Source organism: Propionibacterium acidifaciens DSM 21887 (assembly GCF_000426605.1).
Lineage (GTDB): Bacteria > Actinomycetota > Actinomycetes > Propionibacteriales > Propionibacteriaceae > Propionibacterium > Propionibacterium acidifaciens.
This window is the reverse complement of the sequence record NZ_AUFR01000029.1, coordinates 1-20,667: the sequence shown is the minus strand read 5'-3', so window position 1 is coordinate 20,667 and position 20,667 is coordinate 1. Positions and strand designations below refer to the sequence as shown.

The following is a 20,667-nucleotide window of genomic DNA, read 5'->3' as shown; positions in this document are numbered from 1 at the left end:
CGGCGGCGGCACGCGGCCCGGCGAGGGCCTACGATGCTGCGCGTGACCCCGTGAGGCTCGGGGCGGAGCACGGCGGGACGACGCACCGGCTGGGTGCGCGACCGGGAGGGGCAGCAGTGGCCGAGAACGATCACTCCACCGACACGCGCATGGCGCAGCGGCAGACCGGGCGCCTTCAGCGCACCCTCGGCCGCTTCGACATCGTCTTCCTCATCTTCTCGGCCGTCGTCGGCCTCGAGATGCTCGGCTCGGTCTCGGCCGAGGGCCCCCAGACCTTCACCTGGCTCGTCTTCCTCATCGCCCTCTTCCTCGTGCCCTACGCCCTCGTCTTCGCCGAGACCGGCTCGGCCTTCCCCGGCGAGGGCGGCGTCTACCTGTGGTCGCGCCGGGCCTTCGGCCGCCCGGTCGCCGCCGTCGCCTCCGCCCTCACCTGGATCACCCAGCCCGTGTGGGTCGGCGGTTCGATGGCCTTCCTCAACGCCGAGGCCGCCCGCACCCACCTCGTCCACTTCGAGGAGGGCTCGGGGCCCGACTACGCGTTCAAGATCTGCTTCATCTGGATCACCGTGCTGGCAGCCATCCTGTCGCTGTCGCGGGCCAAGTGGATCCCGACGGTGGGCGCCTTCTTCAAGCTCGGCTTCATCGGCCTCTTCGTCGCCACGGCCGTCGTCCACGCCCTCGAGAACGGCGTCCAGCCCCTGACCCGGAGCGGTTTCGCCCCGACCCGGGAGGGCTTCATCACCCTCATCCCGCTGCTGCTGTTCGCCTTCCTCGGCTTCGAGAGCTCCTCGAGCGCCTCCGGCGAGATGAAGGACGCCCAGCGCGACGTCTCGGTCTCGGTGCTGCGCTCCTCGGCGATGGCCGGCGTCTTCTACACGATCCCCGTCCTCACGATCCTCCTCGTCATCCCGCCGGGGCGCATCGACGGCATCTCGGGCCTGCTCGCCGCCGTGTCCACCGTCTTCTCGGTCTACGGCCCGGCCGCCCCCGTCATGATGACGATCGCCGTCGTCATGTTCACGCTGGCCAACATCGGCCAGGGCGCGGCGTGGATGATCATGTCCGACCGCATGCAGGCCATGGCCGCCGCCGACGGCTCGTTCTTCGGCGGCTTCTTCGGCCGCTTCCAGCCCAGGCTCGGCACCCCGGTCCGCGTCAACCTGCTCTCGGGCGTCGTCTCGACGTCCTTCATGATCGCCGCCATGAGCCTCACCGGCTCGAGCGCCGCCCTCTTCAACGTCGTCCTCGGCGTCTCGATCACGACCTACCTGTTCAGCTATCTCATCGTCATCCCGGCCGCCATGAAGCTGCGCGTCTCGGAGCCGGACGTCGTGCGGCCCTTCCGCGTGCCCGGCCCGGACTGGGTCTTCTGCGCGCTGTGCCTCGTCACGACGGCCTTCGTCGCGCTCGGCTCGTGGGTGAGCATCTTCCCCGGCACGCTCGAGACGCTCCTCGGGGTCGGCTACGACTTCTCGCAGGCCTCCGGCGTCTCGTACGCCTCCTTCGAGGCCCTCACGTTGGGCACCCTGGCCTTCATCGTCCTGCTCGCCCTCGTCGGCTACATCCGCGGCCGACGGGTGCGCGAGTACCGGGACTGAGAGGGCCGGTCACGAGGGCTCGGCGAGAAGCGCCTCCTCGCGTCGGGCCTCCACCCGCTCATGCCGTGACGATCCCCCGGGCGGCCCGCGGCGCCCCCGCGGGCGGATGTGGGAGGATCGGGGCACGAGATCCCATCCGTCGAGGAGGAGTATGAGAAAGACGCGTTGCGCGGCGGCCCTCATGGCCGGGGTCCTCGCCGTGACCGGTTTCGTCGGGTGCAGCTCCGAGAAGAACGGCTCGGCCGGCGGGGCCACGCCCTCCAGCGCCAGCCCCACCCCGACCGTCGCCTCCGAGACGCTCCTCGACCAGATGAACGACGCCATCGCGCAGGCCTCGTCGGTCCACGTGGTCGACGTCCAGCGCATCGACCAGTCCGGGACGACCCGCACCATCGACGCCCTCGGCGCCGTCGACGGCTCGAACCTGTACGCCGCCCTCACCGAGGGCGACTCGTTCGCCGAGGTCTCCGTCGCCGACGGCACCACCTGGGTGCGCGGCAACGAGACCTACTGGAAGGTCACCAACAAGCTCGCCGACGACAAGTACGAGCTCATCAAGGACAAGTGGGTCAAGGTCGGCGCCGACAGCGCCTCGAAGCTGGACCAGTCCACCATCCCCCGCTCGCTCGTCGACCTCGTGCTGAAGGATCTCGACACGAGCGCGGTCGATCGCTCCAGCTTCGGCACCACCGACGACGGTGCGCAGACCATCGTGCTCACCGACGGCCGCAACACGGAGTTCGTCCTCGACCCGGCCACGAGCCTGCCGCTGTCGATGACCGACGGCGCCAGCGACCTGACCTTCGACAACTGGAACGCCGTGCCCGCCCAGCCGGCCCCCCCTGGCGACCAGGTCGTCGACGGCAGCGGCGGCTGACGCGCCGGCCGTTCCTCGCACAGCGCCGGACGGAGCGGGGCGCCCACCGGCCGGTGGGCGCCCCGCTCGTGCGTTGTCCGCGTCATGGTCGCGCAGCCCGGCTGCGGCTGGGCCGGGGGCGTTCTGCCCGTGCATTCGCCGCGGACCGCGGCCCGCGGCGATGCGCGCGTTGGCGGCCGTCGAACCCGGCGGGCCCGCCCCGCGCGCCGTGGCCGGGCCGGTCCCTGCGCTCACGCCAGCGCGATGAGCTGCACGAGGAGGATCTTGACCACCGTGCCCAGCGCGAAGAGCGCCCCGTAGGCCGAGTCGATGCGCTCGTCGTTGACGAGCGAGTTCGCGTAGCCGAGCACCGCGGGCTGGCCGACGAAGCCCGCGAAGCCGCCGGTGGCCCGCTGCGCCGACAGGCCGAGGCGGCGCGCGGCGAGCAGCAGCCCGGCGCCGCCGAGGGCCAGCGAGCCGGCCGAGACGAGCACGATCCGCAGGCAGTCCCACGTGAGCAGCTTCGACGAGAAGGCCGGGCCGGTGGCCAGGCCGACGCAGGCGAGGAAGATCATGAGGCCGAGCTGGCGCAGGATCCGGTTCGTCGCATGGGGGAGGTCCCAGCGGAAGGGCCCGGTGCGGTGCAGGGCGCCGAGGACCATGCCGACGACGAGGGGGCCCGCCGCGGCGCCGAGGCTGAAGCGCAGACCGCCGGGCAGCGGCACCGCGACGGCGCCGGCGAGCATGCCGAGGGCGATGCCCATGCCGAGGGTCAGCGCGTCCACCTGCGAGACGCCCGCCTCGGAGTCGCCGAAGAAGTCCTGCGCGTCGCCGAGACGCCCGCGGGGCACGACGGCCAGCACCCGGTCGCCGGGCTGCAGGACGAGGTCGTCGGTGGCGAGCATCTCCAGGTCGCCGCGGCGCACCCGGGTGACGATGCCGTCGCACTGCTCGCGCACGTCCAGGTCGCCCAGGGCGCGCCCGGCCAGGCGCGGGTTCGAGACGACGAAGCGGCGGAAGTCGACATCGCGGCGGTTCTCGGTGAGCACGTGCCGGGTGCGGTAGCCGAGGAAGCCGACCGCGGCGTTGACGTCGGCCGGCATGCCCACGACGAGCACCTCGTCGCCGGCGTGCAGCTCGTCCGTGCGGCTCATGACGCGCATCTGGCCGTCGCGCAGCAGATAGCTCATGCGGATCCTCGACGGCCAGCCGGGGATCTCCTCGATCCGCGCGTCGCGGGTGACCCTGGTGCTCACGGCCTTGATGCCGGCCTCGGCCATCGAGACGTTGTCGCGCCGGCCCGGCCAGCGCCGCGTGGCGACCACGGCGACGACGACCATGGCGACGACGACGCCGGTCGGGTACGAGACGGCGTAGGCGAAGAGCGTGTCGGGGGAGTTGCCGGTGGCCTGCTGGGCGGCGTCGATGGCCGGCGAGGTGAGCACGCCGGCGAACAGCCCGCTGACGTGGGCGGGTGTCAGGCCGAGGGCCCGGCCCGCGGCGAGCCCCGTGGCCGCCATGACGACGAGGGCGCCGATGCTCGCCACCATGAGCGCCCACTGGCGCCTCAGGTCCGACAGGAGGGTCGAGCCGGCCGACAGGCCGACCGTGTAGCAGAACAGGACGACGCCGAGCTGCCTCACGAGCGTCATGCCCTCGCCGAGCCGGGGGTCGAGCATGCCGACGAGCAGGCCGACGAAGAGCGCGCCGGCCGCGCCGAAGCGCAGCGGACCGAACCTGATCTGGCCGAGCAGCGCCCCGAGGGCGAGGACGCCCATGATGGTGACGAGCGGGTGTGCGGCGAGAAAGTCGATCATCCTGGCCCTGACTGGTCGGTTCCGGGGTGCCCGTGGGCGGCGGGACCGGCGCGGCGGCCGGGCCACTGCGCTGCGGACCGTTCGATCCTACGTCCCGGCGCGGCCGGACCCCGGAGGCGGAGGACGGCGCCCGCCTCGCCGCGCGCGAACGGGGCCCGGGGACGATGGTCGGCGCGAGGCCCGGGGCCCGCTGCGCGCGGGGGCCGGTCCGCGATAGGCGGCCTGACCGGCGGCATGTCCGATTCGGTCCGCTGCGCGCGGGGGCCGGGCATGACGACGGGCGGTGATGCCCCGGGCCGGCTCGCGTCGTGCGAACGGGGCGACCAACGAGGCAACGGGTCGGTGCCGGAGCCGGAGTGCCCATCTCGGAGCCCCTGTGTTGGGATTCGTGAGTTCATGTCGGAAAAAGGCTGGCTTTCTCTCGAACCAGGCACTAGAATCCAACGCATAGTAACATTCGGTTCGTCGGGGCCGGCGGGGATGCCGGGTCGTCGTCCACGGGGCTGCGGCCACGGGCGCAGTCGCTCCCCGAGGCGGGCCGATGCGTGTCCCTCGGTGCGGGCGCCCCGGCCCCGCACCGGCGATGATCCCAATGACGGGAGGTGGGCCATGTACCCGCAGGAGCGCCACAGGTGGCTCGTCGAGCATGCGCGCCAGAGCGGCCGCGTCTCGGTGGCCGAGGCCTCCGCGCAGCTCGGCGTCGTCCCCGAGACGATCCGCCGCGACCTCGACCAGCTCGCCGCCCGGTCCCTGCTGCGGCGCGTCCACGGCGGCGCGATCCCCGCTGGTTTCGACCAGCTGGGCGACGCGCCGCTCGACACCCGTGACGCCTCGGCCGTCGAGGAGAAGGAGCGCATGGCCGCCCGGGCGGTCGACGAGCTGCCGGCCGACGGCGGCACCATCCTGCTCGACGCCGGCTCCTCGGTGGGGCGGCTGGCCGCCCGCCTGCCCGCCGGCTCGCACCACGTCGTCTTCACGAACTCGGCCCCCATCGCCGCGCTCGTCGGCGCGCGCACCAGCTGCGAGGTGCGCCTCATCGGCGGGCGGTTGCGCGGCACGACGTCCGCCACCGTCGGCAACGCCGCCGAGTTCGAGCGGCTTCGCGTCGACGTGGCCTTCATGGGCACCAACGCCCTGTCCGTCGAGCACGGCCTGTCGACGCCCGACATGGACGAGGCGGCCACCAAGACCGCCATGATCGGCGCGGCCCGCACCGTCGTCGTGCTCGCCGACGCCCGCAAGATCGGCGCCGAGTCCACGGTGCGCTTCGCCGCCCTCGACGACGTCGACGTCCTCGTCACCGACACCGGCATCCCGCAGCGTCAACTCGAAGTCATCCGGAACAAGGACCTGAAGGTGGTCTGCGCATGATCGTCACCGTCACCGCCAACCCCAGCCTCGACCGCTCCGCCGCCCTGGCGTCCCCCATCGTCCGCGGCCAGGTGCACCGCCTGTCCGACATCTCGGTCGTCGCGGCGGGCAAGGGCGTCAACATCTCCCGGGCCCTCCGCAACGCCGGCGTGCCGACCCGGGCGGTCGTCCCCGCGCCCGAGCACGACCCGCTGCTCACGGGCATGGCCGCCGCCGGCATCGACCACCTCAGCGTGCCCGTCGCCCACCCGGTGCGCACGAACCTGACGGTCACCGAGCCCGACGGCACGACGACGAAGTTCAACGAGCCCGGCGCCGGGCTCGACGCGGACGAGCGCGCCGGCCTCGAGGCCGCCGTCGGCGAGGCCGCCGTCGGCGCCGACTGGATCGTCATGAGCGGCTCCCTGCCGCCGGGCCTGCCCGTCGACTGGTACGCGCGGATGGTCGCCGCCCTGCGCGCGAGCGGCGCGCGGATCGCCGTCGACACCTCCGACGCCCCGCTCGCCGCCCTGGCCGGTGCGCTGCCCCAGGCGGCCCCCGACCTCATCAAGCCCAACTCCACCGAGCTCGCCCGGATCTGCGGTGGGGACGGCGACGCCATGGAGGAGGCCGCCTCGCACGGCGACTTCGGCGTCGTCCTCGAGAACGCCCGCGGCCTCGTCGCCAAGGGCATCGAGCGCGTCATGGTGACGCTCGGCGGCGCGGGCGCCCTGCTCGTCACCGCGGACGGCGCCTGGCACGGGCTCGCCGCACCCATCGAGGTGCGGTCGACCGTCGGCGCGGGGGACTCCTCGCTGGCGGGCCTGCTCATCGGGCTGGCCGCCGACGCCGACGATGACGCGGCCCTGGCGAGGGCCGTCGCCTGGGGCACGGCCGCTGCCGGTCTGCCCGGATCCACCATTCCCGACCCCGAACTGGCGGCGCGCGTGCAGGTTCGCGTCACCGCCGTCTGACCCGCGGCCCCGCCGGAGGAGCGGCGCCGCCCGCCGCATCGCCGCCCCTCCGGCGACACCGTCAGCCGCCGCCACGCGGCGTGTCCAGACCGCACCCGATCCCTGTGGGTGCGCCCCGATCCGGTTCGTCCGTCGGTCGCACCCTGGTTAGGAGAATCGTTCATGTCCGAATCCATCATCGTGCCGGAGATCGTCGCCCTCGACGTCGATCTCGGCTCGACAAAGACCGAGGTCATCACCGCCCTCGCCGGCATCATCGGCGGGGCCGGCCGGGCCGATGCCGCGGGGCTGACGCGCGACGCGCTGGCCCGCGAGGAGAAGTTCCCCACCGGCATGCCCGGACGCTTCGCCATCCCGCACTGCCGCTCGGAGGCCGTCACGAGGTCCTCGCTCGGCTTCGCCAGGCTCTCGCGCCCCGTCGACTTCGGCGGCAAGGACGGCCCGGCCGACATCATCTTCCTCATCGCGGCCGGCACCGACGGCGGCGAGGAGCACATGAAGCTGCTCACGAAACTGGCCCGTGCGATGGTGCACGAGGACTTCGTCCAGGCGCTGCGCGAGGCCCCCGACGCCGACGCGATCGTCACTCTGGTGCGCGACGTCGTCGAACCGCCGGCCCGTGCCGCGGCACCCGCGCCGGCCCCCGGGGCCTCCTCCCCGGCGGAGAAGGCCCCCGGCTCCTCGACGGCGCGCATCGTCGCCGTCACCGCGTGCCCCACCGGCATCGCCCACACCTACATGGCCGCTGACTACCTCACCGCGGCGGCGAGAAAGGCCGGCGTCGACCTGCAGGCCGAGCCCCAGGGGTCCTCGGGCTACGAGCCCCTGCCGCCGGAGGTCATCAAGGCGGCCGACGCCGTCATCTTCGCCACCGATGTGGGCGTCAAGGGCCGCAGCCGCTTCGCCGGGCTGCCCGTCATCGAGTCCGGCGTCAAACGGGCCGTCAACGAGCCCGACGCCATGGTCGCCGAGGCCGTCGCCGCCATCGACGACCCGCACGCCCACCGGGTGCACGCCGCCGAGGCGGTCGGCGCCGACGCCGAGGAGGAGAAGTCGCAGCTCGGCTGGGGCAAGCGCATCCAGCAGGCCCTCATGACCGGCGTCTCGTACATGATCCCCTTCGTCGCGGCCGGCGGCCTGCTCATCGCGCTGGGTTTCCTGTTCGGCGGCTACGAGCTCGGTGTCAAGGACGGCAACCAGGCCCTCGGCCTGAACATCGCGCTCGGCAACAGCCTCGCGAACCTGCCGGACGCCACCGGCCACGCCCTGGGCGGCTCACCGGTCATGACCTACATCGGCGCCGTGCTCTTCGCCATCGGCCAGGCGGCCTTCGGCTTCCTGCTGCCGGCTCTGGCCGGCTACATCGGTTTCGGCCTGGCCGAGCGCCCCGGCATCGCGCCCGGCTTCGTCGCCGGCGCCGTCGCCTCGCTCACCGGAGCGGGCTTCATCGGCGCCATCGTCGGCGGCCTGGTCGGCGGTCTCGTCGCCTACTGGTTCACCACTCTCAACCCGCCGCGCTGGCTGCGCGGGCTCATGCCGGTGGTGATCATCCCGCTCGTCGGCTCGTTCGTGGCCGGCGGCCTCATGTACGTCGTCCTCGGGCGCCCGCTGGCCTGGCTGACCACCGCCATGAACGACGGGCTGTCGGGCATGAGCGGGGCCTCGGCGGTCATCCTGGGTATCATCCTCGGCCTCATGATGTGCTTCGACCTGGGCGGGCCTGTCAACAAGGCCGCCTACCTGTTCGCCACGACGAACCTCAACGTGGTCAACATCGGCTCGATGAAGGTCATGGCCGCGACGATGGCCGCCGGCATGGTGCCGCCGCTGGCCATGGCCCTGTCGACGGCCCTGCGTCCGAAGTACTACACGGCGGCCGAGCGCGAGAACGGCACGGCGGCCTGGCTGCTCGGCGCCTCGTTCATCTCCGAGGGCGCCATCCCGTTCGCGGCCGCTGATCCGCTGCGCGTCATCCCCTCGATGATGGCCGGCGGCGCCGTCACCGGTGCGCTGTCGATGGCGCTCGGCGCCGCCTCGAAGGCCCCGCACGGCGGCATCTTCGTGTTCTTCGCCATCGACCGCTTCTGGGCCTTCGTCCTGGCGATCGCCGTCGGCGCCGTCGTCGCCGGGCTGCTCGTCACCCTGCTCAAGGGCATCGCTTGGCGCAGGAAGGAGGCGGTCGCGGGGCAGGACGCCTCGGCGGTGGTCACCGCCTGAACCGCATCATCCTCGGCGAGGGGGCCGGCAGGGCGCAAGCTCCGCCGGCCCCCTCGCCGTCCCGGTGCGGGGCGGTGGGGTCGCAGCCATCGGGGGAGGGCGGTCCCGGCAGCCCGCCGCCGGGACCGGGAGAAGGGCGCCTCGGCGCCGGTTTTCGTTCCTGAACCGCTGTCGTGGGCGTCTGTTCGTGCGCAGTCCGCGGGTGAGCGCTCACGGACGCATTCGGGACGCGAGACCGGTCGGTCCGATGACTCGGCGCGGCTCGGATCGATCCATGGGATCTGTCAGGGGCCGCTCGTGACCGACGGCGCCGGGGCGGTGCCCGCCCCGGCGCGGCTCCTCAGGTCTCGCCCGTGACGACCTCGCCGCCGTCGGAGCCGCCCCACTGGGACCAGGAGCCGTCGTAGAGCAGCCCGTCGTCACGGCCGACCAGTTCCAGGGCCAGCAGGACGACGGTCGCCGTCACCCCGGAGCCGCAGGAGGCGACCGGCCGGGTGCCCGCCGGGACCGCCCTGTCGAGGATCGCACGCAGCTCGGCGGGCCCGCGCATGGTGCGCCCGTCCACGAGCAGCTCGGTGAAGGGCACGTTGACGGCGCCGGGCATGTGCCCGGCCCGCAGGCCGGGGCGCGGCTCGGGCACCGCTCCGGTGAAGCGCTCGTGGGAGCGGGCGTCGACGACGACGAAGCCCGGATCGGCCAGCAGCCCCGCCAGCTCCTCCATCGGCACGACGGCCGGCTCGAAGGAGCCGCTCGCCGTGAAGTCGCCCGGTTCGGGCCCCTCGTGGGGATCGGCTCCGGCGGGCCAGGATTCGGTGGGGCCGCCGGCGTCCAACCAGGCGGGCAGGCCGCCGTCGAGGACGCTGACCCGCCGGTGGCCGGCCCGGCGCAGCATCCACCGCGCCCGCGGCGAGGAGAAGATCCCGGCGCCGTCGTAGACGATGACGCGACTGGCCTCGTCGACCCCCAGGCGGCGCACCTGCTCCTGGAAGCGGCTGATGGAGGGCAGGGTGTGGGGGAGCCCCGAGCCCGGTGCGGCCATGGCGACGTCGTGGTCGAACCATCGGGCGCCGCGGATGCGCGGCGAGGACGGCGCCGGGCCCATCGTGGCGTCGAGCACCACCAGATCCGGTTCGTCCAGGTGCTCGGCGAGCCAGCCGACGTCCACCAGCGCGGGCGCCCCGGCCGGCGGACCGGTGGCGACTGATGCGGTGCTCCCCGGTGCCGTGTCGCTCATCGGTGCTCCTTCCACGCGGCGACGGCGCTCCGCCCGATTCAGCGCGCCCCGTCAGAGTCAGCGTACTGGCGACCGGGCCGCTCCTCCACGGCCGCTCCCCGGCCCGGACCCGCGGGCGGGGCGGCCGAGCAGATCTCGGCGCCGAGGAGGCGGAATCCGGGCCCGCGCCCGAGGAGGCCGAAGCGCTGACCGGCATCGTCCCGGTGGGGCTCCCCGGCCCGGGCCCGCGCCCGGTGGAAGCGGGGTGAAAGCGCCGTGAAAGCGGTGCCGGCCAGTGTGGAGGTCATGAGCACGACAACACCGATCACGCAGTCCAGGGGCACGGTTCCGGACGGCTCCCCGCACGATCCCGCCCCCCTGGCGATCGAGGCCCGAGGCCTGCGGCGCCGCTTCGGGTCCTTCATCGCCGTCGACGGCCTCGACCTGAGGGTGCCCGAGGGCACCGTCTACGGGCTCCTGGGGCCCAACGGCGCGGGCAAGTCCACCGTGGTGAGGATGCTCACCACGCTGCTGCGCCCCACCGCGGGCGAGGCGAGCGTCATGGGGCACGACCTGCTTCGCGAGCCCCATCGGGTGCGCAGCGCCATCGGCGTCGCGGGCCAGTACGCGAGCGTCGACGAGAACCTCACCGGCGCCGAGAATCTGCGCCTGTTCGCCCGACTCACCGGGCTGTCGGGCCGCGACTGCCGCACCCGGGCCGACGAGCTCCTGGCGGCCTTCGCCCTCGCCGACGCCGCCGGCAAGCAGGTCCACGGCTACTCGGGCGGGATGCGCCGTCGCCTCGACCTGGCGATCTCCCTCGTCGCCGCGCCGCCCCTGATCTTCCTGGACGAGCCGACCACGGGGCTGGACCCGCGCACCCGCGAGCAGATGTGGGACGTCGTCGAGGGCCTCGTCGCCCGGGGCGCCACGGTCCTGCTCACCACCCAGTACCTCGAGGAGGCCGACCGCCTGGCCGACCGGATCGGCATCATCGATCACGGGCGCATGATCGCCGAGGGGACCGCCGACGAGCTCAAGGACGCAGTGGGCTCCTCCACGCTCGTCCTCACGTTCCCCGCCCCCGCCGACGAGGAGCGGGCGGTCCGGATCATCACCGCGCTCACGGGGGAGGACGCCCCGGCCAGTCGCACCGCCGGCAGGGTGCACGTCCCCCTGCCCGAGGACGCCTCCGCGGCGGCGACGGACGTGCTCGTGGCCCTGCGCGAGGAGGGCCTCGCCCCCGTGTCCGTCTCCGTCGACCGGCCCAGCCTCGACTCGGTCTTCCTCGCCCTGACCCGCCACGACCCCGCCCCGGACGCCCACGACGCGCCCGCCGCCGACACCGACACCGACACCGACACCGAGGAGATCGCATGAGCACCATCGTCCGGCCCCCGTCCGGCCTGCTGACCACCCGCACCCGCCGCCCGCGAGCCCGCCGCTTCGCCGAGTCCCGCCTGGCGTCCGACACCGCCGCCATGGCGTGGCGCTCGTGGCTCACGATGCTGCGCACCCCGGCGGAGTTCTTCGACGTCCTCATCCAGCCGGTCCTGTTCACCGTCATGTTCGGCGAGCTGCTCGGCGGCGCGATCAGCGGCGACGTGCGGAGCTACCTGCCCATCCTCGTGCCCGGGCTGATCATGACCAATGTGCTCACCACCTGCCAGAGCGTGGGGGTCGACCTGCGCGAGGACATGGACAAGGGGGTCTTCGACCGCTTCCGCGCCATGCCGATGTCGCGGCTGGCCCCGCTGCTCGGCCCGATGACGACCGATCTGCTGCGCTACGGCGTGTGCAGCGCCCTGACCCTCGTCACCGGCGTCGTCATGGGCTACCGGCCGGGCGGCGGCTGGTGGGGCGGCCTCGGCGCGGTCGTCCTGGCCACGGGCTGCGCCTGGGCGATCTCGTGGCTCTTCCTCCTGCTGGGCACGCTCTTCCCGTCGACGCAGGCGGTCACGAGCTTCAACACGATCCTCCTGTTCCCCCTGTGCTATCTGTCCAATGCGATGGTGCCCATCGCCACCCTGCCGCACTGGCTGAAGGTCTTCGCCGAGCACAATCCGGTCTCCTACACGGTGAGCGCCCTGCGCTACGCCCTGGACGGGACGGCCGGGACGGGGACCGCCGGTGACCTGCGGTGGGCCGTGCTGGGCTGCCTCGTCATCGTGGTCGTCGCGGCGCCCCTCACCGTGCGGCGCTACCAGAGGCCGAGCGCGTCATGAGCGGCGCGTGAACGGGAGGCGCCGGGGGCGAGGCGTCCGGTGCGCGGGGCCCGGGAACCGGGTCCTCCCCCTCGAGCGGCCGAGGAGGGCTCCGTCGCGCCCGCCCCGTCGGCGCGGCTGGGCCGCATCGGGCGGCCGCGGGCGGGCGCCCGATGGGCTCTGGCGGGTCGACGAGGGCGGATCTGATGGGGTCCGGCGGGCATGTGGCGTCGAATGCCGGCGCTGATGCCGGGGGTCGACGGGGCGGGTCTGACGGGGGGTGCCGGTCGCGGCCGGCGGGCACCGGGCTCAGAGCAGGCCGACGAGCTCGCCGCTCAGGCGCCGCATCTCGTCGACGAGCCCCTCGCGGGGCACCCGGCCGGCCCGGCGCCGGCCCCGCTCCCGGGCCCGGGGGTCGATCCGGCCCGCCCGGCGCTCCAGCTCGGGCCGCGAGAGCAGCCGCGAGGTCTGGTTCGGCCCGCAGGCCAGGGCGACGGCCAGCAGCTGCGCCCCGGCCACCTCGCCCGGCGGCCCGGCCAGGGCGCAGGACAGCCCCACCGCGCAGGCCAGCGCCGACGTCGTCGGCAGGTCGAACCGGCTGGCGGCGGGGTCCTGGAGGATCCGCCCCAGCGCGCGCAGGCCGCGGCGCCGCATCGCCGGAGCCTCGAGCTCGGCCGCCGTCCGCTCGTCGAGCTCGCAGTCGAGGACCAGGCAGGTCGCGATGCCGTAGACCTCCCACGGGCTGGCCGCCGGGATGGCCGGATCGGCCCCGATGCGCTCGAGGAAGGCCCTGGGGGTGAGGGCAGCCTCGCGCGGCCGGCCGCGCAGCAGCTCCATCTCGCCGCTGAGGAAGGCCGTCACGAAGGCCGCCATGCCGGGGACCCGCAGGCGGGAGCCGCTGGCCAGGAGCGCATCGGCCCTCTCCGGGCTCGGGTCGAGGTAGACCTCGCAGCACGCGCGCTGGAGCCGCAGCGCCTCGACGTGGATGCCCCGCAGGGCCGTGCTCCCGACCTCGTCGAGGAGCCGGGTGCACTCGTGGTGCGCCGCCGCGTAGTCGCCCGTCTCGAGCACGAGGCGCAGGCCGTCGAGCTCCAGCTCGAGGAGCTGCCCGCCCGGCAGCCCGTCGGCCCGCATCCGGGCGAGCAGGGAGCGGTTGAGGGCCAGGGCCGCGGCGAGCTCGCCGCGGTTCTCCAGGTCCATGACGACGCGGCAGCCGGCCGCCCAGGCGGTCCACGGGTCCTCGTCCTCGGCGAGCGCCGGCCATTCGTCCGGGGGAGTGCGCACGAAACGGCGGATGCCCGCCAGCCAGGCGCCCTCGCCGGCGAAGGCCTCGGGGATGCGCGAGCGCACCGACTCGGGCAGCGGCCCCAGGAGCCAGGCGTTCGTCGTGGCGCGGTGGAGGATGAGCATCCGGGCGGTGTTGCCGCGCATGTCCGGCGCGGGCGTGGCCGCCGGCCCGAGGAGACGGGGAATCCACGTGGCGACCTGGCTGTAGCACCAGCTCGACGACCAGCAGGCCAGTAGCGCCGCCCCGAGCACGAGGGCGTCCTCCCACGCCGGCGGGCTCCCGTCGTCGCCGGCGGCGCGGCCGAGCTGGAGCACGAGGCTCGCCTCCTCGGCCAGGAGGAGCTCGGCGGGCCCGTCTCCCCCTGGGACCTCGCCGTCCGCCCGTGCCGGGGCGAGGACCCTCTCGGCGAGACCGAGCGCCCATCCGCGCACCGCGTCCCGGGCCGGCGCCTCGTCCGGGTCGCCGCGGAGCGCGTCGAGCACGAATTCGCGCATCGAGGCGAGCATGTGCAGTCGCGGCGGCTCGGCCGTGTCGACGTCCAGGAGGGAGTGGGCGACGAGGGCGTCGACGAGGACGGCCGCCTCGGGACCCAGCACCGCCTCCGCCGTGTCCAGCGTGAACCCGTCCCCGAGGAGGGCGCAGCGGGACAGGGCCCGGCGCTGCTCCTCGGACAGGAGGCGCAGGGACCACTCGATGACGGCCGTGAGCGTGCGCTGGCGCTCGGGCAGGTCCCGGGGGCCGCCCGGACCCGTGAGACTCCCGACGAGCCGGTCGGCGACCTGGCCGACCGACATGATCCGCGTGCGCGCGGCGGCCAGCTCGATGGCCAGCGGTATGCCCTCCAGGGCGGGCAGCAGTCTGTTCAGGTCCGCGTCGTCGAGCTCCTGGTGGGGGCGCGCGGCGAGTGCCCGCTCCCGGAAGAGCGCCTTCGAGGCCTCGACGGTCAGCGGGGCGAGCCGGTGGACGTGCTCGGCGGCCAGGTCCAGCACCCGCCGGGACGTGACGAGGACGTGCAGGCCCGGCCGGGCCTGCAGGAGCGGCCCGATGAGGTCGGCCAGGGGTTCGACGAGCTGTTCGCAGTCGTCGAGCACGAGGAAGGTGCCCGGGGCCGCCACGGCCCGTGCGAGGGCGGCGCGGGGGTCCTCGCCGGCCCGGGGGCGCTGGTTCATCGCGCCGAGCATCCCCTGCGCGAGGCGCCGGGCCGCATCGGCCCGGTCCGCACCGGACCGGGCCCCGGACGGCTCAGCGGGCCCCGGGGCGAGCGCCGTCATGGTGAGGACCCTCACCACCGGGAAGAACGAGCGCGAGGCCACCTCCTGGGCGAGGCTCGTCTTGCCGACTCCGCCCGGACCCGTGATCGTCACGAGACGGCGGCCCGCCACCGCGTCGGCGACCGCGCGCACATCGGCTTCACGTCCCTGGAGCGGCCCGGTGCGCGGCCGCAGCCCCTGCCTCACGGGGTTCTCCGCGGCCAGGGCCGCCTCGTGGGCCGCCCTGAGCAGGGGGCCCGGGACGGCCCCGCGCTCGTCGAGCAGGCGCCGATGGCTCTCGTAGCGCTCCAGCGCAGCGGCGGGGGAGCCGGTCCAGGCCTCGCAGCGCACGAGGGCCGCCAGGAGCGCCTCGTCGCCGGGGAGCTCCGCCGCGAGCTCGCGCAGGAGGGGCGCGGCCTCCCCGTAGCGGCCGAGGGCGTCGAGGCCGAGGGCCCGGGCGCGGAGGCAGTCCGCCAGGGCGGTGCGCGCCCTGGCGAGCACGGCCCCGCGCGGCGAGCCGATGTCGTCCCCGCCGTCGGGGACCGCGGGCAGGGCTCGTGTGAGCGCCACCGCGGCCGCCGGGTCCCGCGCCTCGAGCGCGGCGACGGCCCGCCCGGCCCGCGACAGCAGACGGGCCTGGTCGACGTCGTCCGGGGCCAGGGCGAGCGCGTAGCCCGCGCCGCGTCGTGCCACCGCGTCGGTGCCGAGCAGGGCCCTGGCGCGCGAGACGACGGTCTGCAGCGACTGGTGCGGGTGTCCGGGCGGGACGTCGGGCCACAGCTCCTCGACGAGCTCGTCCTGGCCCACGGGGGAGCCCTCGGCCAGGGCGAGGGCGTGGACGAGCGCCGCAGCGCGCCCGGTGAGCGGGCGCCCGTCGCAGGAGGGCGGCTCGTCGAGCAGACGAAGACGCGCCGGCCCGCCGGCCGGGGGCGTCCCGGGGGCCGTGCCGGGCTGCACCATTGATGAGCCTCCAGGGGTCGAGGAGCCGGGAACGGACTGCGCCATCATCCCACGCGCATCCCACGCGCGAGGAGGGGACGCGGCCGGCGAGGTCGTCGCGGTGCCAGCGGGTCACATCATCCCACGTGCGAGGAGGGGACGCCCGATCCCGTGGAATCGGACGCCCCGGAAGGAATAGAGCATCCCCGGCGAAGGTTGAGTGAGGTAGACTCAACTCAGTCAATGCCCCTGGAAGAAGGACTCATGGACACCGAGAAACTGACCACCATGAGCCGCGACGCGGTCACCACCGCCGTGCGGCTGGCCCTCACCGAGGGCAACCCCACCGCCGAGCCGGTGCACCTGCTGCATGCCATGCTCATGGTGCCCGAGAACTCCGTCGGCCCGCTGCTGACCGGCGTCGGCGCCGACCCGGCGCGCATCGACGCCGAGGCCCAGCGCGCCGTCAAGAGGCTCCCCAGCACGAGCGGCTCGTCCGTCTCGCAGCCCCAGCTGTCGGGCTCGTTCGCGCGCGTCATGGCCGACGCCGAGAACCGCGCCGACCGGATGGGCGACCAGTACGTGAGCACCGAGCACCTGCTCATCGCCCTCGCCTCCGTGCCCGGCGAGGCCCAGACCATCCTCACCGGCGCCGGCGTGAGCGCCGACGGCCTGGAGAAGGCCTTCAACGACGGCCGGGGCGAACGGCGCATCACGAGCCCCGAGGCCGAGGGAGGCGAGAGCGCGCTCGACAAGTACTCCGTCGACCTCACCAGGGAGGCCTCCGACGGCAAGCTCGACCCGGTCATCGGCCGCGACCAGGAGATCCGCCGCGTCGCCCAGGTGCTGAGCCGCCGCACCAAGAACAACCCGGTGCTCATCGGCGAGCCCGGCGTCGGCAAGACCGCCGTCGTCGAGGGCCTGGCCCAGCGCATCGTCAAGGGCGACGTGCCCGACTCGCTGCGCGGGCGCCGCCTCGTCTCGCTCGACCTGTCCTCGATGGTCGCCGGCGCCAAGTACCGCGGCGAGTTCGAGGAGCGCCTCAAGGCCGTCCTCAAGGAGATCCAGGAGGCCGAGGGCCAGATCATCACCTTCATCGACGAGCTCCACACGGTCGTCGGCGCCGGCGCCTCCGAGGGCTCCATGGACGCCTCGAACATGCTCAAGCCGATGCTCGCCCGCGGTCAGCTGCGCCTCATCGGCGCCACGACGCTCGACGAGTACCGCGAGCACATCGAGAAGGACCCGGCCCTAGAGCGCCGCTTCCAGCAGGTCTACGTCGGCGAGCCCACCGTCGAGGACTCCGTCGCGATCCTGCGCGGCCTGCGCGAGCGCTACGAGGCCCACCACAAGGTGCGCATCACCGACTCGGCGCTCGTCGCCGCCGCCCAGCTGTCGAACCGCTACATCACCGGCCGCCAGCTTCCCGACAAGGCCATCGACCTCGTCGACGAGGCCGCCAGCCGGCTGCGCATGGAGATCGACTCGAGCCCCGAGGAGATCGACAACCTGCGCCGCCAGGTCGACCGCCTCACGATGGAGCAGTTCGCCGTCGAGAAGGAGGACGACCCCGCGTCGAAGGCCCGCCTGGCCCACCTGAGCCAGGAGCTGGCCGACGCCGAGGAGGAGCTGCGCGGTCTGGAGGCCCGCTGGGCCGCCGAGAAGGAGGGGCTCAACCGGGTCGGCGAGCTGAAGACCCGGATCGACGCCCTGCGCACCGACGCCGAGCGCTGCACGCGCGACGGCGACCTGGCCCGCGCCAGCCAGATCCTCTACGGCGAGATCCCCGCCCTCGAGAAGCAGCTCGACGAGGCCACCGCGGCCGAGGAGGACGGCCAGCGCACCTCGATGGTCTCCGAGGAGGTCACGAGCGAGGACATCGCCGAGGTCGTCTCGGCGTGGACGGGCATCCCCGTCGGCAAGATGCTCGAGGGCGAGAGCGCCAAGCTGCTCGACATGGAGAACCGTCTGGCCGCCCGCCTGGTCGGCCAGAAGAAGGCCGTGCAGGCCGTCTCCGACGCCGTGCGGCGCGCCCGCGCCGGCATCTCCGACCCGAACCGACCGACCGGCTCGTTCATGTTCCTCGGACCCACCGGCGTCGGCAAGACCGAGTTGGCCAAGGCGCTGGCCGAGTTCCTCTTCGACGACGAGACGGCCATGGTGCGCATCGACATGAGCGAGTACATGGAGAAGCACACCGTCTCGCGCCTGGTCGGCGCCCCGCCCGGCTACGTCGGCTACGAGGAGGGCGGCCAGCTCACCGAGGCTGTGCGGCGCCGCCCGTACTCGGTGGTGCTGCTCGACGAGATCGAGAAGGCCCATCCGGACGTCTTCAACATCCTCCTCCAGGTGCTCGACGACGGCCGCCTCACCGACGGCCGGGGCCGCACGGTGGACTTCCGCAACGTCATCCTCATCCTCACGAGCAATCTCGGCTCGCAGTACATGGCCGATCCGGCGCTCAGCGAGCAGGAGCGCCGCGAGCGGGTCATGGCCGTCGTGCACGAGGCCTTCCGCCCCGAGTTCCTCAACCGGCTCGACGAGATGGTCCTCTTCGACGCGCTGAGCCGAGACGACCTCGACCGCATCGTCGGGATCAACCTCGACCGGCTCAACAGGCGCCTGGCCGAGCGCCGCATCACGGTCGAGACCACCGACGCGGCCCGCAACTGGCTCGCGTCCACCGGCTACGACCCGGTCTACGGCGCCCGTCCGCTGCGCCGGCTCATGCAGACCACCATCGAGGACCAGCTGGCCCGCGCCATGCTGTCCGGGGCGGTCACCGACGGGCAGACGGTCCGCTTCGACGAGGACGGGGCCGGCACCGGCCTGCGCATCGCCGAGACGACCGGCGAGGGCTCGCAGGAGGGCTGATGCGCGGTCCCTCCTGTTACGCGTCCCCTGTGGGATGAGGCGGGGCGCCCACCGACCGGTGGGCGCCCCGCTCCTGCGTCCGCCGGGCGCCGAGGGGGCGTACGGCGCAGGACCCGCATGATCCCGCCGGGCCCGTCTCGGCGTCCGCCGGGTGCGGGACGGCCCATGGGGAAACGTGCCGAGCGTCCACCTCACATCACATCGCCGGGGACGGGGACGGCGCGTGCCGTCCCGAGACGTGGCCGGGACGATGAACGGTGCCAGGCGCCGCGGCGGGTGCGGGGCCGCGCATCCGAGGGCTGCTCCTGCGCCGACACCGTCTCGGAGTCGACGCCGCGTCGGGGGAAGCCGGGGGAATGAGGGAGGGGCCGCACCCCGCCGGGCGCGGCCCCTCCCCCTCACACGATCACTCGTCGCCGATCGCCTTGTCGGCCTTGTCCGCGGCCTCGTCGATCTTCTCGTCGAATCCGCCGCCGGTGACCTTCTTCGCGGCCTCCCGGGCCTTGTCGATGATGCTGTCGCTGACCTGCTCGGCCTTGTCGCCGTGGAGCGCGTCCTCGGCCTTCCTCGCGAAGTCGTCCAGAGCCATGATGCTTCCCTTCGTTGACGAGTGCGGAGCGCCCTGCGGCGCCTCGGGCCCATCGTGCCAGCCGGGGGGCTCCGTCGCCAGTGCCGCGAACGTCGGATGCCGTCGGGGCGTAGCCTGGCCGGGCCCCGGTGATCGGAGCGCGACCACCGGCGGTGCCCCGGTGCCCCGGTGCGCACAGGCATCCGACGCTCCGCCGGCCGGGGCGCGAGCGGGAAGGGGGATGCGATGACCGACCGGTCAGAGGGTGGCTCCGCCCTCCACGTCGTGCCCGACCGCTACGTGCCCGGCGCCTTCGTCGTCGCCGGTTCCGGGGTGGAGCACTCCTTCGTCGACCCGGCCGACCCCGCGCACGTCGAGTTCCCCTACATGGAGCGCATCTGCGAGCTCCTCGACCTCTGGGCGCCGGCCGGTGAGCGCTTCCGCGTCGTCCACGTGGGCGGCGCGGGGATGACGCTGGCCCGCTACGTCGCGCACACCCGGCCGACCTCGCCGCAGATCGTCCTGGAGCCCGATGCAGAGCTGACCGCCGAGGTGCGCGCCAGGCTGCCGCTGCCGCCGCGCTCGGGCATCAAGGTGCGCCCCCAGGACGGCCGCACCGGGCTGGGCGCCATGCGCGCGGACTACGCGCGGGTCATCATCGTCGACGCCTTCGCCGAGTTGTCGGTGCCCGGCGAGCTCGTCACCGCGCAGGCCTTCGCCGAGTACGCCCGCGTGCTGGCCCCCGACGGCGTCGTCGCGCTCAACATCACCGACGTCAGGCCGTTCGGCTGGACCTGCACTGTGCTGGCCGGGGCGGCGGTACGCTTCGGGGAACTCGCCCTCAGCTCCGAACCGGCCATCCTCAAGGGGAGGCGCATGGGAAACCTCGTCGTGCTCGCCTCGAACCGGCCCCTGCCGATGGACGGCCTCGTCCGCAGGAGCGGCTCGGCCGTCTTCCCGTACCGCTGGATCCACGGCGAGCAGCTGCGGCGGTGGCGCGGGCGCGCCGAGCCCTTCGACGACGCGGCACCCGTGCCGAGCCCGGTGCCCGACGACGCGAGGACGCACTTCTCGTGACCGTCTGCTCGTGACCGCCTCGGCGGCGGGCCCTGCGGGGTCCCTGGTCCTGAGGTGGGCTTCTGATCCTGCGACCGCTGGAGGCGCCGAATTCTGCGGTTTCCGTTCGTCAGCGCTCGTTCCGAGACTTCTCCCGTCCGTCGGGGCTGCGGCTGGGCGGGCGGCCGAGCGGTGGCCCGGCGGCCCGCCGCTGCCGGGGCGTTCAGCCTAAGCTTGGGGTCATGGCCGACCACGAGCAGAGCGGGCGCGAGCAGGACGAGCCCGAGCGGCCCGAGACCGATTCCGGGCAGGATCGGCCTGAACCAGAACCCGAGCAGTCCGAGCCCGAGCCCGAGCATGTCGAGTCCGAGCAGGACGGGTCCCTGGCGGATGAGCTCGGGCAGGACGGTCTTGAGCAGGAGCGGTCTGGTTCTGCGTCTGAGCAGTCCGGGCAGGGCGAGGG

General features: G+C 73.9%; 14 protein-coding genes. 10 read left to right on the top strand and 4 right to left on the bottom strand.

Annotation, left to right across the window (positions count from 1 at the left end):
- Positions 1-149 precede the first annotated feature (149 nt).
- Together K336_RS0109955 and K336_RS0109950 are read left to right on the top strand one after the other, a co-directional pair.
- Positions 150-1,598 (top strand): APC family permease, encoded by a 1,449-nt coding sequence (locus K336_RS0109955; protein ID WP_051245651.1) that lies wholly within the window; start codon positions 150-152, stop codon positions 1,596-1,598.
- A gap of 151 nt (positions 1,599-1,749) precedes the next feature.
- Complete coding sequence (locus tag K336_RS0109950) at positions 1,750-2,475, top strand: hypothetical protein (protein ID WP_123825977.1); 726 nt, start codon at positions 1,750-1,752, stop codon at positions 2,473-2,475.
- A 230-nt stretch (positions 2,476-2,705) separates the two neighbouring features.
- Here K336_RS0109950 and K336_RS0109945 read toward each other — a convergent pair whose 3' ends face one another.
- The gene (locus K336_RS0109945) at positions 2,706-4,271 is read right to left on the bottom strand and encodes an aspartate:alanine exchanger family transporter (RefSeq protein ID WP_028706939.1); all 1,566 of its coding nucleotides are present in this window, start codon (positions 4,269-4,271) and stop codon (positions 2,706-2,708) included.
- Positions 4,272-4,880: 609 nt separating this feature from the next.
- Here K336_RS0109945 and K336_RS0109940 point away from each other — a divergent pair.
- The 3 genes from K336_RS0109940 (at position 4,881) to K336_RS0109930 (ending at position 8,812) form a co-directional block, all read left to right on the top strand.
- Positions 4,881-5,642, top strand: coding sequence for a DeoR/GlpR family DNA-binding transcription regulator (locus K336_RS0109940; protein WP_021796618.1), 762 nt, complete (start codon positions 4,881-4,883; stop codon positions 5,640-5,642).
- Positions 5,639-6,595 (top strand): 1-phosphofructokinase family hexose kinase, encoded by a 957-nt coding sequence (locus tag K336_RS0109935; protein WP_021796622.1) that lies wholly within the window; start codon positions 5,639-5,641, stop codon positions 6,593-6,595. The genes K336_RS0109940 and K336_RS0109935 overlap by 4 nt, the downstream gene beginning before the upstream one ends.
- A 162-nt stretch (positions 6,596-6,757) precedes the next feature.
- The gene (locus tag K336_RS0109930; protein WP_028706938.1) at positions 6,758-8,812 is read left to right on the top strand and encodes a PTS fructose transporter subunit IIABC; all 2,055 of its coding nucleotides are present in this window, start codon (positions 6,758-6,760) and stop codon (positions 8,810-8,812) included.
- 340 nt (positions 8,813-9,152) lie between these two features.
- On the opposite strand, the gene K336_RS0109925 is transcribed toward K336_RS0109930, so the two are convergent.
- Positions 9,153-10,046: a sulfurtransferase gene (locus K336_RS0109925; protein ID WP_051245644.1), complete on the bottom strand. Its 894-nt coding sequence runs from the start codon at positions 10,044-10,046 to the stop codon at positions 9,153-9,155.
- 285 nt (positions 10,047-10,331) lie between these two features.
- On the opposite strand from K336_RS0109925, the gene K336_RS0109915 reads away from it, so the two are divergent.
- Positions 10,332-11,405: a daunorubicin resistance protein DrrA family ABC transporter ATP-binding protein gene (locus K336_RS0109915; protein ID WP_028706935.1), complete on the top strand. Its 1,074-nt coding sequence runs from the start codon at positions 10,332-10,334 to the stop codon at positions 11,403-11,405.
- Positions 11,402-12,250, top strand: coding sequence for an ABC transporter permease (locus K336_RS0109910; RefSeq protein WP_021796617.1), 849 nt, complete (start codon positions 11,402-11,404; stop codon positions 12,248-12,250). The genes K336_RS0109915 and K336_RS0109910 overlap by 4 nt, the downstream gene beginning before the upstream one ends.
- 288 nt (positions 12,251-12,538) lie before the next feature.
- Here the strand turns inward: K336_RS0109910 and K336_RS15850 are convergent, their stop codons facing one another.
- Positions 12,539-15,727, bottom strand: a complete 3,189-nt coding sequence (locus tag K336_RS15850) for a BTAD domain-containing putative transcriptional regulator (RefSeq protein ID WP_051245642.1) — start codon at positions 15,725-15,727, stop codon at positions 12,539-12,541.
- A gap of 243 nt (positions 15,728-15,970) precedes the next feature.
- On the opposite strand from K336_RS15850, the gene clpB reads away from it, so the two are divergent.
- Entirely contained in the window at positions 15,971-18,580 is a 2,610-nt protein-coding gene (gene clpB, locus K336_RS0109900) for an ATP-dependent chaperone ClpB (protein WP_028706933.1), read from the top strand.
- Between the two features lie 406 nt (positions 18,581-18,986).
- Here clpB and K336_RS0109895 read toward each other — a convergent pair whose 3' ends face one another.
- Complete coding sequence (locus K336_RS0109895) at positions 18,987-19,169, bottom strand: Rv0909 family putative TA system antitoxin (RefSeq protein WP_021796505.1); 183 nt, start codon at positions 19,167-19,169, stop codon at positions 18,987-18,989.
- Positions 19,170-19,394: 225 nt separating this feature from the next.
- On the opposite strand from K336_RS0109895, the gene K336_RS0109890 reads away from it, so the two are divergent.
- Complete coding sequence (locus K336_RS0109890; protein ID WP_051245640.1) at positions 19,395-20,225, top strand: spermidine synthase; 831 nt, start codon at positions 19,395-19,397, stop codon at positions 20,223-20,225.
- Between the two features lie 221 nt (positions 20,226-20,446).
- Positions 20,447-20,667 (top strand): hypothetical protein (locus K336_RS15845; protein WP_043150789.1); only part of this gene is annotated, 221 nt, incomplete at its 3' end.

What these genes read in the sequence shown, in the direction of transcription:
- K336_RS0109955 (WP_051245651.1), top strand. Translation starts at nt 150, where the DNA reads ATGGCGCAGCGGCAGACCGGGCGCCTTCAGCGCACCCTCGGCCGCTTC.
- K336_RS0109950 (WP_123825977.1), top strand. Translation starts at nt 1,750, where the DNA reads ATGAGAAAGACGCGTTGCGCGGCGGCCCTCATGGCCGGGGTCCTCGCC.
- K336_RS0109945 (WP_028706939.1), bottom strand. Translation starts at nt 4,271, where the DNA reads ATGATCGACTTTCTCGCCGCACACCCGCTCGTCACCATCATGGGCGTC.
- K336_RS0109940 (WP_021796618.1), top strand. Translation starts at nt 4,881, where the DNA reads ATGTACCCGCAGGAGCGCCACAGGTGGCTCGTCGAGCATGCGCGCCAG.
- K336_RS0109935 (WP_021796622.1), top strand. Translation starts at nt 5,639, where the DNA reads ATGATCGTCACCGTCACCGCCAACCCCAGCCTCGACCGCTCCGCCGCC.
- K336_RS0109930 (WP_028706938.1), top strand. Translation starts at nt 6,758, where the DNA reads ATGTCCGAATCCATCATCGTGCCGGAGATCGTCGCCCTCGACGTCGAT.
- K336_RS0109925 (WP_051245644.1), bottom strand. Translation starts at nt 10,046, where the DNA reads ATGAGCGACACGGCACCGGGGAGCACCGCATCAGTCGCCACCGGTCCG.
- K336_RS0109915 (WP_028706935.1), top strand. Translation starts at nt 10,332, where the DNA reads ATGAGCACGACAACACCGATCACGCAGTCCAGGGGCACGGTTCCGGAC.
- K336_RS0109910 (WP_021796617.1), top strand. Translation starts at nt 11,402, where the DNA reads ATGAGCACCATCGTCCGGCCCCCGTCCGGCCTGCTGACCACCCGCACC.
- K336_RS15850 (WP_051245642.1), bottom strand. Translation starts at nt 15,727, where the DNA reads ATGGTGCAGCCCGGCACGGCCCCCGGGACGCCCCCGGCCGGCGGGCCG.
- clpB (WP_028706933.1), top strand. Translation starts at nt 15,971, where the DNA reads ATGGACACCGAGAAACTGACCACCATGAGCCGCGACGCGGTCACCACC.
- K336_RS0109895 (WP_021796505.1), bottom strand. Translation starts at nt 19,169, where the DNA reads ATGGCTCTGGACGACTTCGCGAGGAAGGCCGAGGACGCGCTCCACGGC.
- K336_RS0109890 (WP_051245640.1), top strand. Translation starts at nt 19,395, where the DNA reads ATGACCGACCGGTCAGAGGGTGGCTCCGCCCTCCACGTCGTGCCCGAC.